This is a genomic window from Allobosea sp. WAO (assembly GCF_001509835.1).
Classification (GTDB): domain Bacteria; phylum Pseudomonadota; class Alphaproteobacteria; order Rhizobiales; family Beijerinckiaceae; genus Allobosea.
On sequence record NZ_JXTJ01000008.1, the window covers coordinates 690,666 to 704,463 of the forward strand.

Sequence of the window (13,798 nt, forward strand, 5' to 3'; positions counted from 1 at the left end):
GCGATCTCGTCTTGAGATTCTCGGATCTGCGCTACGCTTCGCCCGAGAGTAACGGCTGGCTAGTCCCCGAGCGCCGCTCCGTCTTCTAGCCTGGCAGCTCCCGACGCCACGAGCGCCAACGCCTGCGGGTAGAGGATGTGCTCCTGCTCCAGCACGCGGGCCGACAGGCTCGCCTCGTCGTCGCCGGGCAGCACCGGCACCTTCGCCTGGAGGATGGTCGGGCCGGCGTCGAGCTCCGGCACGACGAAGTGGACTGTGCAGCCGTGCTCGCTGACGCCCGCTTCGAGGGCTCGGGCATGGGTGTGCGTGCCGCGGAAATCCGGCAGCAGGGAAGGGTGGATGTTGACCAGCCGGCCCTGCCAGCGTGTCACGAACCAGGGCGTCAGCACCCGCATGAAACCGGCGAGCGCGACGAGCTCGATCTGATTGACGCGCAAGACCTCGTCGAGCTTGCGTTCGAAGGCCTCGCGGTCCTTGCCGAACGGGCGGTGGTCGACGGATGCAGTGGCGATGCCCGCCTGGCTCGCCCGCTCAAGCCCGCCAGCCTCCGGCAGGTTGGCGGCGACCAGCACGATCTCGGCCGGGAAATCGGCGGCCTGCGCCGCCTCGATGAGGGCGACCATGTTCGAGCCGCGGCCCGAGATCAGGATCGCGGTGCGGACCCGCCGCGGCGTCGTGCTCACAGGCTAAGCTTCCCGCGATAGACGACCTGGCCCTCGCTGCCGGCCGGCGTGACCTCGCCGAGCCGGACCGGCGCTTCACCGGCCTCGCACAGCGCGGCGACGACTGCATCGACCTCGGCCGCCGAAGCGACCACGATCATGCCGATGCCGCAGTTGAAGGTGCGCAGCATCTCGCGCTCGGCGACGCCGCCGACCTTGGCGAGCCAGCCGAAGACCGGCGGCACCGGGATCGCGGAAAGATCGAGCGAGACGCCGAGATCGTCGGGCAGGACGCGCGGGATGTTGTCGGGGAAGCCGCCGCCTGTGATGTGCGCCAGCGCCTTGATGCTGGGCGCCGCCTTCAGCGCCTGCAGCAGCGGCTTCACATAGATCCGCGTCGGCGTCAGCAGCGCCTCGGCGAGGCTCTGTTCAAGGGCGAAGGGGGCGGGCGCCTCCCAGGCGAGGCCGGAGAGCGCGACGATGCGCCGGACCAGCGAATAGCCGTTGGAATGGACGCCGGAGGAGGGCAGGCCGAGCACCACGTCGCCCGCGACCAGATCGGCGCGCGGCAGCAGCGAGCCGCGCTCGGCGGCGCCGACGGCAAAGCCGGCGAGGTCGTAATCCTTGTCGGCATACATGCCCGGCATTTCGGCGGTCTCGCCGCCGATCAGGGCGCAGCCGGCCTGGCGGCAGCCTTCGGCGATTCCGCGCACGATCTCGACGCCGGCCTGCGGGTCGAGCTTGCCGGTGGCATAGTAGTCGAGGAACAGCAGCGGCTCGGCGCCCTGCACGACGAGGTCGTTGACGCACATCGCGACGAGGTCGATGCCGATGGTCGAATGCCGGCCGCTCTCGATGGCGATCTTCACCTTGGTGCCGACGCCGTCATTGGCGGCGACCAGGATCGGGTCGCTGAAGCCCGCCGCCTTCAGGTCGAACAGGCCGCCGAACCCGCCGATCTCGGCATCCGCGCCCGGTCGCCGGGTCGAACGCACCAGAGGCTTGATCGCATCGACCATGGCATTGCCGGCATCGATGTCGACGCCCGCCTGCGCATAGGTCAGCCCGTTGCCGCCTGTCTTGGTCATGAAACCGCGCTCCTTGCTGTGCGGGGAGCGATAGGCAAGGGCGGCCCCGCTGGCAAGCCGGCAACGGCCCTTCCGCGAAAGCGTTTCGCAGTTGTCCAGCACATGCATTAGCCTTCAGTCGTAGTTCTCGCGACGAATCCTGGCCACGATCCCGGCGATGACGCTTCCGAACCTGATCACAATCGGCCGTCTGATCCTCGTCCCCCTGGTGATCGTGATGATCATCAACGAACGCTGGCTGGCCGCCTTCCTGCTCTTCGTCGCGGCCGGGATTTCCGACGCGATCGACGGCTTCATCGCCAAGCGCTTCGACATGGGAAGCGAGCTCGGCGCCTATCTCGACCCGCTCGCCGACAAGGCGCTGATCGTCTCGATCTACATCACCCTGGCCATGGTCGGGGCCATCCCGGCCTGGCTCGTCATCCTGGTCGTCTCGCGCGACATCATGATCGTCACGGCAGTGATCCTGTCCTGGCTGATGGAGAAGCCGCTGGAGATCGCGCCCTTCGCCGTCAGCAAGCTCAACACGGCGGCGCAGCTCATCTTCGCCGCGCTGATGCTGGGCTCGCGCGCCTTCGGGCTCGATCTCGGCCCGGCAATCCCGGTCGCGCAGCTCGCCGTGGCGCTCTTGACGGTCGGTTCGATGGCGGCCTACCTCGCCTTCTGGCTGCGCCATATGGCGGCCTGAGCTTGGAACCCGGCCGGCACGCTCCTATTCTCTAGGGCGCCCGCCCGGCTCCGGGCCCTGCGTAACGGCGAGTTCAGGACAGCGGATGAGTCTTCAGCGTCAATTCGCCTTCTGGGCCCTCACACTTGCGGTTTTCGTGTTGGCGCTATTGCTGCTGCGCGACGTGCTGCTGCCCTTCATCGCTGCGCTGGCACTGGCCTATCTGCTGGATCCGCTCGCCGACAGGCTGGAGCGGCTCGGCATGCGCCGCCTGACCGCGACCATCGTCATCCTCTGCGTTTTCTTGCTGCTCTTCGTGCTGGCGCTCGTCCTGCTGCTGCCGCTCCTGAGTCAGCAACTCGCGGGCCTCGTGGCGCGCCTGCCCGAGGTTGCCGCTAAGCTGCAGGCGCTGGTCATGGAGCGCGGCGCGCCTCTGATCGAGCGCTTCGGCGGCGCCAAGCTCGCCGAGGACGCTCAGAGCCAGCTCGGCAATTTCGTCGGCGAGGCGACGAAATGGGTCGGCGGACTCCTGCAATCGCTCTGGTCGGGCGGGACCGCGATCATAGGCGTCTTTTCGCTGCTGGTGCTGACGCCGGTCATCGCCTTCTATCTGCTGGCCGACTGGGACCGCATGGTCGAGACCGTCGATGGCTGGCTGCCGCGCGAGCATCGCGAGACCATCCGCGGCCTGCTGCACGAGATGGACACCGCGATCGCCGGCTTCCTGCGCGGGCAGGCCCTGGTCTGCCTGCTGCTCGGCCTGTTCTACGCGATCGGGCTTTCGCTGCTCGGCGTCAATTTCGGCGCGTTGATCGGCATCATCTCCGGCTTCCTCTCCTTCATCCCCTATGTCGGCTCGCTGACCGGGCTGGTGCTTTCCGTCGGTGTCGCGACCGTGCAGTTCTGGCCGGACTGGACGATGCCGCTGGCGACGCTCGCCGTGTTCGCGGCCGGCCAGTTCTTCGAGGGCAATATCCTGCAGCCGAAGCTCGTCGGCGACTCCATCGGCGTCCATCCGGTCTGGCTGATGTTCGCGCTGCTCGCCTTCGGCTCGCTGTTCGGCTTCGTCGGCTTGCTGCTGGCGGTGCCGCTGGCGGCCGTCATCGGCGTGCTGATGCGCTTTGCGCTGCGCCAATATCTCGCCAGCGATCTTTATCGCGGCCGCCCGGCTACGAAGGCGGTCGCCACCGGTTCGGACAATCATGCCGGGAACTGAGCCGCCGCGCCGGCCGCGCCAGCTCGCTTTCGACCTGCCGGTCGACAGCCGCCATGGCGTCGAGGATTTTCTCGTCGGCCCCTCCAACGAGCAGGCCTATGCGCTGGTCGAGAGCTGGCCGGCCTGGCCGGATGCCTGGCTGCGCCTCGTCGGGCCCGAAGGCTCTGGCAAGACGCATCTCGCCGCGATCTGGGCGGCGCGCGCCCATGCCTGGACGCTGCAGGCCAGCGAGATCGACGAGGGCAAGGTGCCGCATCTCGCCTCCGGCGGGGCGCTGGTCATCGAGGATTGCGATGCCGGCCGGCTCGACGAGCGGGCGCTGTTCCACCTGCTCAACGCCATCAAGGCGCGCGGCGGCTTCGCCCTGCTGACGGCGCGGACGCCGCCGGATCAATGGGGGCTGAGCGTGCCGGATCTGCTCTCGCGTCTGCGGCTAGCACCCGCCGCCGAGATTGCGCCCCCAGACGATGCGCTGCTGCGGGCGCTGCTGGTCAAGCTCTTCGTCGACAGGCAGTTGATCGTCGACACCGGCACGATCGAGGCGCTGGCGTTGCGCATGGAACGCTCCTTCGCCGCGGCGCGCGTCCTCGTCGACGCGATCGACCGGCTTTCGCTCGAGCGCGGCCGGCGCGTCACCCGCGCCATGGCGAACGAAGTCGCGGCCAGCCTGTTCGACGCCGAATAGACCTCAGGTCTTGGCGGTTGCCGGCGCCGCCACCAGCCGGGCGTGGATGGCCTCGAGCAGCATGTCGTGCGCGCGCGCCGCGATGGCGTCGAGCGACGGTGTCTTGACGAACATCGCCGCCGCCTTTTCCGTCAGCTCCTCGCGGGTCGGTAGCGTCGGCAGGTGCCATTGCGCCAGCGCCTCATGGGCCTGGAGCTGTATGGCTTGCAGGCGCTCGCCGGCGCGGCTCTGCATCGTGGCGAGCGCTTCACGCAGCTCCGGCAAGGTCAGCGTCGGCAGGGCTGGCAGATGCATCTCGGGCAGGCCGGGCGCGTTGGCATAGGCATCGCGCAGGCTCTGGACGATCCGGTCGACCGGGACGGAGGCGGCGAGGCGCTCGGCCGAGCGTTCGATGACGCGCGGCGGCAGCGCCTGCGAGCGGTCGATCACGGCCTGCGGCGGCGCCTTCAGGTCCCAGACGAGGCGCAGCTTCGACAGACCGAGGATCAGGTAATAGGTCGGGTCCCATTGCCACCAGCGAAAGCCCTGGCGCACGCTGTACTGATAGGCGTGGTGGTTGTTGTGCCAGCCTTCGCCCATGGTGATGATCGCCAGCCACCAGTTGTTCCGGCTCTCGTCGCCGGTGACGTAGTCCTTGTCGCCGTGCACATGGGCGAGCGAGTTGATGCAGAAGGTGCCGTGATAGACCAGCACGGTCGAGATGAAGAAGCCGACGAACAGGCCGGACCAGCCATCGATGGCGAAGCAGGCGAGGGCGAGCAGGATCGCCGGCGCGAGCTCGAAGCGATGCAGCAGCCGAAGCTCGGGAAAGCGGGTCAGGTCGGTGACCGTCGAAGCGTCGAACTCGTGATGCTGGCGGCTGAAGATCCAGCCGACATGCGAATAGAAGAACGAGCTCTGCACCGGCGAGTGCACATCGTGCTCGGTGTCGGAGAAGCGGTGGTGGTGCCGGTGCTTCGAGGCCCACCAGATCACGCTTTTCTGCGCCGTCGACTGGGCGAGGAAGGCGAGGACGAACTGGCCGACCCGGCTGGTCTTGTAGGTCCGATGCGAGAAATAGCGGTGATAGCCGCCGGTCACTGCGAACATGCGCAGCCAGTAGAGTCCGAAGCAGAGCCAGAGCGAGGTCGCGGTGACGCCGCTCCACAGCGCGCCGAAGCAGGCCAGATGCGCCAGGACGAACGGCACGGCCGAGGGGTAGACGATGTCGTCATGGTCGTGGGCTGAAGAGAGTTCTGACAAGATCGTTCTCTGGAAATGTCTGGCGCGGCATGCGGGATTCGCATGCGACCAAACAGGAGAGCGGGTTTGAGCGCAAGGTTCCCGAGCCCTTCTGGCGACAATTGCGGCAGCGGGACGCACGGCATGCGCAGCCGTCATGGGACGAGAGGTAGAATACGCCCGCCGCGAGGATTGCTCATGGCGCTGGACCTCGAATGTCATCGAAGCGTTACGCTAGGATGCCTTGAGAGTGAGTGGGCCGATGGTCGGCCGACGGCAAACCGACACAGACGACAGCTACAGGATCGGCAGTGACACGAGCGGCAGCGGCGAAGGCGAGACGAATGAACCAGGATCTGGCTGAAGCGGCGGCTTCGAGGGCGGCGACGCCGGCACCGGAGATCACGGTGCTCACCGTCGACCATGAGCTGCGCCAGTCGCCGCAGCGCTTCATGAATCGCGAATTGTCATGGCTGCAGTTCAACCGCCGGGTGATGGAGGAGGCCTCCAATCGCAACCACCCGCTGCTGGAGCAGCTGCGCTTCCTCTCGATCTCGGCGAACAACCTTGACGAGTTCTTCATGGTCCGGGTCTCGGGCCTGCGCGAGCAGCTCAAGGCCGGCGTGGTGACGCCGAGCCAGGACGGCCTGAGCCCCGCCGAGCAGCTCGTCGCGTTGGGGGCGGCGGTGTCCGACCTGACCCGCGATCAGCAGACGCGCTGGGTCGAGCTCAGGCAGGACCTGCAGGACAACCGGATCATCCTGCTCAAGGCGGCAGATATCGGCCCGCAGGAGCGCGTCTGGCTTGAAGACCGCTTCCTGCACTATGTCTTCCCGGTGCTGACGCCGCTGGCGATCGATCCGGCACATCCCTTCCCGTTCATCCCCAATCTCGGCTTCAGCCTGGCGCTCGCCCTGGAGCGCATCAGCGACGGGCGCGCACTCGACGCGCTGATCCGCGTCCCCGGCAAGATCGACCGCTTCATCGAGGTGCCCGATCTCGCCCGCGACGGCGTGCAGCGCTTCATCATGCTCGAGGACCTGGTCTCGCTGTTCATCGGCAAGCTCTTCCCCGGCTACGAGATCAAGGGCACCGGCTCCTTCCGCATCATCCGCGACTCCGATCTCGACATCGAGGAGGAGGCGGAGGATCTGGTCCGCGTCTTCGAAACCATGCTGAAGCAGCGCCGCCGCGGCGTCGTCATCCGCCTCGAGCTGCATGCTGACACGCCGGATCATCTGCGCCAGCTGATCGTGCGCGAGCTTAAGGTCGATCCTGACGAGATCGTGATCGTCGACGGCATGATCGGGCTGAACGAGCTTTCGCAGCTCGTCGGGGTCGACCGGCCGGACCTGAAGTTCAAGCCCTACAATGCCCGCTTTCCCGAGCGGATCCGCGAGCATGGCGGCGACTGCTTCGCCGCGATCCGCCAGAAGGACCTGATCGTCCACCATCCCTATGAGAGCTTCGACGTCGTCGTGCAGTTCCTGCAGCAGGCGGCGCGCGATCCCAATGTCGTCGCGATCAAGCAGACGCTCTACCGGACATCCTCGAACTCGCCGATCGTCCAGGCGTTGGCCGAGGCTGCCGAGGCCGGCAAGTCCGTGACGGCGCTGGTCGAGCTCAAGGCCCGCTTCGACGAGGAAGCCAATATCCGCTGGGCCAAGGATCTCGAGCGCGCCGGCGTGCAGGTGGTCTACGGCTTCATCGAGCTCAAGACGCACGCCAAGCTCTCGATGGTGGTCCGCCGCGAGGCGGGCCAGCTCGTGACCTATTGCCACATCGCGACCGGCAACTATCACCCGATCACGGCGCGCATCTACACCGACGTCTCCTTCTTCACCGCCGATCCGGTGATGGCGCAGGACGTGGCGCGGATCTTCAACTTCATCACCGGCTATGCCGAGCCGGCCGAGCTCGAGCGCATGGCGGTCTCGCCGGTCAACCTGAAGAAGCGCCTGCTCGACGACATCGCGGAGGAGATCGAGCATGTGAAGGCCGGCCGCAAGGGCGCGATCTGGGGCAAGTGCAACTCGCTGGTCGACCCCGAGATCATCGACGCGCTCTATGATGCGAGTCAGGCCGGCGTGCAGATCGATTTCGTCGTTCGCGGCATCTGCTGCCTGCGACCCGGTGTCCCAGGCCTTTCCGACAATATCCGGGTCAAGTCGATCGTCGGGCGCTTCCTCGAGCACACCCGCGTCTATGCCTTCGGTGCCGGGCACGGCATGCCTTCGCCCAAGGCGAAGCTCTACATCTCCTCGGCCGATCTGATGCCGCGCAACCTGGACCGCCGTGTGGAGGCGCTGACGCCGATCCTCAACCCAACCGTGCACCAGCAACTGCTGGAACAGATCATGCTGGCCAATTTTCTCGACAACGAACAGAGCTGGACCATCTTGCCCGATGGCGGCTCGCGACGCATTGTCCCGCCGTCGGCCGAAGAGTCGTTCAACGCCCATAAGTACTTCATGACGAATCCGAGCCTGTCCGGTCGTGGAAAATCACTCTCCAGTTCAAGTCCTCGCAGCCTTTCCCGCCGTTCCGGCAAGAAGGCCTGAGCAGGCGCAAGGGCGTTTGAGCCTGGGTGACACCGTCGCGATCATCGATATCGGTTCGAATTCGGTCCGCCTTGTCGTCTATGAGAATCTGTCCCGCGCGCCGGGGCAGGTCTTCAACGAGAAGGAGATGGCGGGCCTCGGTCGCCAGGTCGCGACGACCGGCATGCTCGCCGCCGACGCCGTCGAGAAGGCGCTGGCGGCGCTCGTTCGTTTCCGCATCCTCTGCGAGGCGATGCATGTCGCGCAATTGCGCGTCATCGCCACGGCCGCGGCGCGCTATGCCTCGAACGGCCCGGATTTCATCGCCCGCGCCGAGGCGGCGGTCGGCCAGCCGATCGAGCTGATCTCCGGCGATCGCGAGGCCTATCTCTCGGCGCTCGGCGTCATCTCCGGCTTCGACCGGCCGAACGGCGTGGTCGGAGACCTCGGCGGCGGCTCGCTGGAGCTGGCGGCCGTCGACGGCAGCAGGGTCGGGGAGGGCGTCAGCCTGGCGCTCGGCGGCCTCGCGCTGATGGACCGCTCGAAGAACTCGATCAAGACGGCCGAGAAGATCGTTCGGGACGATCTCGACAATCACCCTCAGCTCGCCGCGATGCGTGGCCGCGACTTCTTCGCCGTCGGCGGCACTTGGCGCGCGCTGGCGACGCTGCATCAGCGCCAGTCGGGCTATCCGCTCAACGTCATGCACGGCTACACGGTGCCGGCTCGCGAGGCGAGCGAGTTCGTCCGGCTGGTCGAGCGTGCCGATGCTACGATGCTGGAATCAATCGAGGCGATCTCCTCCGCCCGCCGGCCGCTGCTCGCCTATGGCGCGCTGGTGCTCGACCAACTGATCAAACGTGGCCGCCCGCGTCAGGTCGTGATCTCGGCGCACGGTGTCCGCGAGGGGCTGATGCACGAGCAGCTCGCGCCGACGGAGCGGGATGCCGACGCGCTGCTGCGCGGTGCCCAGGACTACAACCAGCTGCGCGCCCGCGATCCGCGCCATGCCGCGGATCTGCTTCCCTGGGCCGAGCGGCTGCTCGACAGTGCCTATCCGAACGACGATCCGGCCTTGAAGCGCCTGCAGATCGCCGCGTGCCTGCTCTCCGATATCGGCTGGCGGGCCCATCCCGACTACCGCGGCGAGCAGACTCTCAACGTCATCGCCCATGCGCCGTTCAGCGGCGTCGACCATGCCGGCCGCGCCTTCCTGTCCCTGACGGCCTTCTATCGCTATGCCGGGCTGAAAGGCGCTGCTCCGGCTGCGGAAGGCCTTCGGCGGCTGCTGACGCCGCGCGTGCTGGAACGTGCGCATGTGGTCGCGGCGATCTTCCGCGTCGCCTATCTGATGTCGGCCGGTATGCCCGGAATCCTGTCGCAGACGACGTTGGCCTGCGACGACCGTCGCCTGATCCTGACCCTGCCGCCGGAATTCCGCTCGCTGGCCAGCCAACGCGTCACGGGGCGGCTGAAGCAGCTCGCCCGCCTGCTCGGCCGCGAGGTCGAGATTCGCTGAGGCGCGAGCTCCCGGCCCACGCTCTCAGAGCACCTCGAACCAGGTCCAGAGACCGAGGTCGAAGCGCTCCAGCACCGTCGAGGAAATCATCCAGCGGCCGGGATTGTCGGCGATGAAGGCGATGTGCAGGCGCTTGCCTTCGGGAATCTGCACCGTGTCCAGGAAATAGGGTTCCCAGCCATCGTCGAGCGGGTGCAGCAGCCGGAAGCTGTGGCCGTGGACATGGAAGGGCTGCAGGAAATCGGTCTTGTTGGTGATGCCGATCACCACCGGCGTGCCGCGCCGGACGCTGAGCAGCGGCTTGCCCTGCGGATCGCCCGTGCCGCCGTTGAGGCGCCATGGCCGGGTCTGGTCGACACCCGAAAGGTTCAGCTTGTTGTCGGCGTCGATCTTGGCGCCGCCTTCGACGGTGATCTCCGCCCGGCTGGCGCTCTGCAGCTTGACGGCGGCCGGCAGCGTCGGATTCGGCGGCAAGGCCGCGACCGGGCCGGTGGCAACACCTTTCGTCCCGGGCTTGGCGGCCTCGCTGACGAAGCGAACCAAGGGCATGCCGGGGCCGATCAACGCTGCGACGCTTGCGCTCGCGCCGATCTCCTCCGGCATGTCGAAGATCACGTCGTAGCGTGTGCCGGGCGCGAAGGGCAGCTGCGCGCGCACCGGCTCGAAGGTCTCGGTCGGCTGACCGTCGACCGCGACGACGAAGGCTTTCAGCCCGTCGAAGCGCAGGCGCATGATTCGGGCATTGCAGGCATTGGCGAGGCGCAGGCGCACGCGTGCGCCCGGCGGCAGTCCGACCCGTTCCGGAGGGGGCTTGCCGTTGACAGTGAGCCAGCTCCCGAGCCGGCCGGCCGCGGCACCCTCCTGACCGGTCGCGGGGAAGGGCAGGAGCTTGTGGTCGTCGCCGAGCAGCCAGTCGCCGACCAGCACCGGTAGATCGAGATCGACTGCCGGCGGTTCTTTCTCCTCCACGACGAGGAGTCCACAGAGTCCGCGCCCGGCCGGCTCGGACGAGCCGCCGAGCAGGAGCGGCCGATAGAGGTAGCTGCCGGAATCACGCGGCGTCAGCCGGTACTCGAAACGGTCCCCCGGCGCGATCGCCTCCTGGCTGAAGCCACCGACGCCGTCCATCGTCTGGTCATGCCGCAGACCGTGCCAGTGCAGCGAGAGCGGCTTTTCCGTGCGGTTGTGCAGGTTGAGCCGCAGCGTCTCGCCGAGCTTCATGCGCAAGGTCGGTCCGGGGCTGCTGCCGTCAAAGGCCCATACCTCGCTTTCCGTCGCCGGTGCCGGCCGTAGGCGCGTCTTGGCGGGTGCAGCGATCAGCTCGCGCGCTGCCGTGGCGGGCGCGGGTTCGCTAGCTTGGCCGGACGCCGGCGCCTGAGCACACAGCGGCGCTGCGGCACCCAGTGCGGCGATTCCTGCGATGCCGGCGAGCGCCTGGCGGCGATTCGGTCCGGCCTGCGGGCCGGTCGCGGGAAGATCGGTTTTCATGACCAAGCGACATAGCGTGGGGCGTCGCCGCTGGCGAGAGTAGGCGCCTGACAGGCTCCTTCGCAGAAACGTCGCATTTTTTTGCTGCATCCTTTGTCGCAAATGCGTATAGCACCGGCGCCCAACGATGGCGGCGCTGCGTTTGCTCGCACGCGGCGTAATCAGTTGGCGGGCGTGGCGGAACTGGTAGACGCAGCGGATTTAGGTTCCGCCGACGCAAGTCGTGGGGGTTCGAGTCCCTTCGCCCGCACCAGGATGCGAATTTCGCGAGCGCGGCGGCGGTCATCCGGCGTCGCGCTTTGGACATTGAAGTAACGAGCTGTTGGCGGATCAGAACGATGAACGTGACCGAAACCCTGTCCCAGGGCCTCAAGCGCGAATTTCAGGTGGTGCTGAACGCCGCCGACCTGAAGACGAGGCTCGATGACGAACTGCAGAACCTGCAGGGCAAGGCCAAGATCAACGGCTTCCGCCCCGGCAAGGTCCCTGTCGGCCATCTGCGCCGTCTCTATGGCCGTTCGGTCATGGCCGACGTCGTCCAGAACGCCGTCAACGAGGCCAACCAGAAGATTGTCGCCGATAACGGCCTGAAGCTCGCCTTCGAGCCGCAGATCAAGTTCCCCGAGAACAAGGACGAGATCGAGGCCGCGATGGAGGCCAAGGGCGATCTCGCCTTCACGGTCGCCCTCGAGGTGCTGCCGAAGATCGAGCTCGCCGACCTGTCGGACGTCTCGCTGGTCAAGCCGGTCACCGAGACCCCCGAGGCCGATGTCGACGCCGCTCTCGAGCGCATGGCCGGCCAGAACCGTCCCTTCGCCAGCAAGGGCGACGACGCCGTGGCGGAGAAGGGCGATCGCCTGCTGATCTCCTTCACCGGCACGCTCGAAGGCCAGCCCTTCGACGGCGGCACCGGCACCGGCATCCCGCTCGACCTCGGCTCCGGCCAGTTCATCCCGGGCTTCGAGGACCAGCTCCAGGGCGCCAAGAAGGGCGAGCAGCGCACCGTCGCGGTGACCTTCCCCGAAAACTACACCGCGACCCACCTCGCCGGTAAGCCGGCCGAGTTCGCCGTCACTGTCGACGACGTGCAGGCCCCGGGCGAACTGACGATCGACGACGAGCTCGCCAAGGGCTTCGGCATGGAGTCGCTCGATGCGCTGAAGGCCGCGATCCGCGAGCAGCTCGGCCGCGAGCTCGGCGCCCAGTCGCGCCGCAAGCTGAAGAAGAGCCTGCTCGATGCGCTCGACACCAAGTACTCCTTCGAGCTGCCCCCGACCCTGGTCGACCAAGAGTTCGGCAGCGTCTGGAGCCAGGTCGAGGCCGACATGAAGGAGGCGAAGAAGAGCTTCGCCGACGAGAACACCACCGAGGAAGAGGCCCGCGCGGAGTACCGCAAGATCGCCGAGCGCCGCGTGCGCCTGGGTCTCGTGCTGGCCGAGATCGGCGAGCAGGCCAAGATTCAGATCGCCGACGACGAGGTGACGCAGGCCCTGATCGAGCGTGCCCGCCAGTTCCCGGGCCAGGAGAAGGAAGTCTGGGAGTTCTATCGCAAGAACCCGCAGGCGCTCGCCGAGATCCGCGCTCCGATCTTCGAGGAGAAGGTCGTCGACCACCTGCTCGGCCAGGTGAAGGTCGAGGACAAGAGCGTCTCCCGCGAGGAGCTCTATGCCGACGACGAGGCGGAAGGCGAGGCGAAGGCCAAGCCGGCCAAGGCCAAGAAGGCCAAGAAGGCTGCCGCCAGCGACGAGGCCTCGGCCTGAGCCCGCTTCGGCGTCAAGGTTATTGATTTTGCGCCGCCCGGCTTCGGCCGGGCGGCGCTTCCCTTTTCAGGCGGGACCGGCATGCTTATGTGGGGCCTTCGCCGATACCGGCTGATTCCCGCCCCCTGCACCTCAAGGACTGGCTGCGATGCGCGATCCAATCGAGACCTACAACAATCTCGTCCCGATGGTGGTCGAGCAGTCGAGCCGCGGTGAACGCGCCTTCGACATCTATTCGCGCCTGCTGCGCGAGCGGATCATCTTCCTGACCGGCCCGGTCGAGGACTACTCGGCGTCACTGATCGTGGCGCAGCTGCTCTTCCTCGAGGCCGAGAACCCGAAGAAGGAAATCTCCTTCTACATCAACTCGCCCGGCGGCGTGGTGACCTCGGGCCTGTCGATCTACGATACCATGCAGTTCATCCGCTGCCCGGTGACGACACTCTGCGTCGGCCAGGCCGCCTCGATGGGCTCGCTGCTGCTCACCGCCGGCGCCAAGGACATGCGCTTTGCCCTGCCGAACGCGCGCATCATGGTTCATCAGCCTTCGGGCGGCTTCCAGGGCCAGGTCACCGACATCCTGATCCACGCCCGCGAGGTCGAGAGTCTGAAGCGGCGCCTGAACGAGATCTACGTCAAGCACACCGGCCGTTCCTACGAGGATATCGAGGGGGCGCTGGAGCGCGACAATTTCATGACCTCCGAGCAGGCCCGCGACTTCGGCCTGATCGATAAGGTCATCGACAAGCGGGCCGAAGAGGCCGCTTGATCGACCTGGGATCCTCCTGCGCGGCGAAGGCTTGGCGTGCCGGGCAGGAGGGCCCATATTGCCTATCACTAGGCCTCATGTTTGCATGAGGGAATCGGAAGGGCGCGTAAGGCGCTCGAGCGGTCCGGTTTTGGGTCAGTTTCGTCGGCGTCTGCGCCACAGCGATGCGTTAACCCAATAATC

The 13,798-nt window shown here is 67.0% G+C and carries 11 protein-coding genes and 1 tRNA gene; 8 read left to right on the forward strand and 4 right to left on the reverse strand.

Features of this window, described 5'->3' with window-relative positions; all coding sequences use genetic code 11:
- Positions 1 to 59: 59 nt before the first annotated feature.
- Together purN and purM are read right to left on the reverse strand one after the other, a co-directional pair.
- Positions 60 to 683, reverse strand: coding sequence for a phosphoribosylglycinamide formyltransferase (gene purN / locus DK26_RS18060; RefSeq protein WP_083533306.1), 624 nt, complete (start codon positions 681 to 683; stop codon positions 60 to 62).
- Complete coding sequence (gene purM / locus DK26_RS18065) at positions 680 to 1,750, reverse strand: phosphoribosylformylglycinamidine cyclo-ligase (RefSeq protein ID WP_066475604.1); 1,071 nt, start codon at positions 1,748 to 1,750, stop codon at positions 680 to 682. Before purM ends, purN begins: the two co-directional genes overlap by 4 nt.
- Before the next feature lie 157 nt (positions 1,751 to 1,907).
- Here purM and DK26_RS18070 point away from each other — a divergent pair, with 157 nt between their 5' ends.
- The 3 genes from DK26_RS18070 (at position 1,908) to DK26_RS18080 (ending at position 4,318) form a co-directional block, all read left to right on the forward strand.
- Positions 1,908 to 2,438: a CDP-alcohol phosphatidyltransferase family protein gene (locus DK26_RS18070; protein WP_066475364.1), complete on the forward strand. Its 531-nt coding sequence runs from the start codon at positions 1,908 to 1,910 to the stop codon at positions 2,436 to 2,438.
- Positions 2,439 to 2,523: 85 nt separating this feature from the next.
- On the forward strand, positions 2,524 to 3,633 hold the full coding sequence (locus tag DK26_RS18075) for an AI-2E family transporter (protein ID WP_066475365.1): 1,110 nt from the start codon (positions 2,524 to 2,526) through the stop codon (positions 3,631 to 3,633).
- Positions 3,620 to 4,318 (forward strand): hypothetical protein, encoded by a 699-nt coding sequence (locus tag DK26_RS18080; protein WP_066475366.1) that lies wholly within the window; start codon positions 3,620 to 3,622, stop codon positions 4,316 to 4,318. The genes DK26_RS18075 and DK26_RS18080 overlap by 14 nt, the downstream gene beginning before the upstream one ends.
- Before the next feature lie 3 nt (positions 4,319 to 4,321).
- Here DK26_RS18080 and DK26_RS18085 read toward each other — a convergent pair whose 3' ends face one another.
- Positions 4,322 to 5,560 carry an acyl-CoA desaturase gene (locus DK26_RS18085; RefSeq protein WP_066475368.1) on the reverse strand — a complete coding sequence of 413 codons (1,239 nt, stop codon included), beginning with the start codon at positions 5,558 to 5,560 and terminating at the stop codon, positions 4,322 to 4,324.
- 323 nt (positions 5,561 to 5,883) lie between these two features.
- On the opposite strand from DK26_RS18085, the gene DK26_RS18090 reads away from it, so the two are divergent.
- A complete protein-coding gene (locus tag DK26_RS18090; protein ID WP_066475370.1) occupies positions 5,884 to 8,100 on the forward strand; it encodes an RNA degradosome polyphosphate kinase in 2,217 nt (738 codons plus the stop codon).
- A 16-nt stretch (positions 8,101 to 8,116) separates the two neighbouring features.
- Positions 8,117 to 9,598: an exopolyphosphatase gene (ppx, locus tag DK26_RS18095; protein WP_066475372.1), complete on the forward strand. Its 1,482-nt coding sequence runs from the start codon at positions 8,117 to 8,119 to the stop codon at positions 9,596 to 9,598.
- A gap of 24 nt (positions 9,599 to 9,622) precedes the next feature.
- Here ppx and DK26_RS18100 read toward each other — a convergent pair whose 3' ends face one another.
- Complete coding sequence (locus tag DK26_RS18100; RefSeq protein ID WP_066475373.1) at positions 9,623 to 11,086, reverse strand: multicopper oxidase family protein; 1,464 nt, start codon at positions 11,084 to 11,086, stop codon at positions 9,623 to 9,625.
- Between the two features lie 168 nt (positions 11,087 to 11,254).
- Here DK26_RS18100 and DK26_RS18105 point away from each other — a divergent pair.
- From DK26_RS18105 to DK26_RS18115, 3 genes are all read left to right on the forward strand, one after another.
- Positions 11,255 to 11,339: transfer RNA gene (locus DK26_RS18105), tRNA-Leu, on the forward strand.
- Positions 11,340 to 11,424: 85 nt separating this feature from the next.
- Positions 11,425 to 12,846 carry a trigger factor gene (gene tig / locus DK26_RS18110; RefSeq protein WP_066475374.1) on the forward strand — a complete coding sequence of 474 codons (1,422 nt, stop codon included), beginning with the start codon at positions 11,425 to 11,427 and terminating at the stop codon, positions 12,844 to 12,846.
- Between the two features lie 148 nt (positions 12,847 to 12,994).
- The gene (locus DK26_RS18115; RefSeq protein WP_066475375.1) at positions 12,995 to 13,615 is read left to right on the forward strand and encodes an ATP-dependent Clp protease proteolytic subunit; all 621 of its coding nucleotides are present in this window, start codon (positions 12,995 to 12,997) and stop codon (positions 13,613 to 13,615) included.
- Positions 13,616 to 13,798 lie beyond the last annotated feature (183 nt).

Excerpts from the sequence above, each read along its gene's own strand:
- purM (WP_066475604.1), bottom strand. The coding sequence starts at position 1,750 with ATGACCAAGACAGGCGGCAACGGGCTGACCTATGCGCAGGCGGGCGTC.
- DK26_RS18070 (WP_066475364.1), top strand. The coding sequence starts at position 1,908 with ATGACGCTTCCGAACCTGATCACAATCGGCCGTCTGATCCTCGTCCCC.
- DK26_RS18075 (WP_066475365.1), top strand. The coding sequence starts at position 2,524 with ATGAGTCTTCAGCGTCAATTCGCCTTCTGGGCCCTCACACTTGCGGTT.
- DK26_RS18080 (WP_066475366.1), top strand. The coding sequence starts at position 3,620 with ATGCCGGGAACTGAGCCGCCGCGCCGGCCGCGCCAGCTCGCTTTCGAC.
- DK26_RS18090 (WP_066475370.1), top strand. The coding sequence starts at position 5,884 with ATGAACCAGGATCTGGCTGAAGCGGCGGCTTCGAGGGCGGCGACGCCG.
- DK26_RS18100 (WP_066475373.1), bottom strand. The coding sequence starts at position 11,086 with ATGAAAACCGATCTTCCCGCGACCGGCCCGCAGGCCGGACCGAATCGC.
- tig (WP_066475374.1), top strand. The coding sequence starts at position 11,425 with ATGAACGTGACCGAAACCCTGTCCCAGGGCCTCAAGCGCGAATTTCAG.
- DK26_RS18115 (WP_066475375.1), top strand. The coding sequence starts at position 12,995 with ATGCGCGATCCAATCGAGACCTACAACAATCTCGTCCCGATGGTGGTC.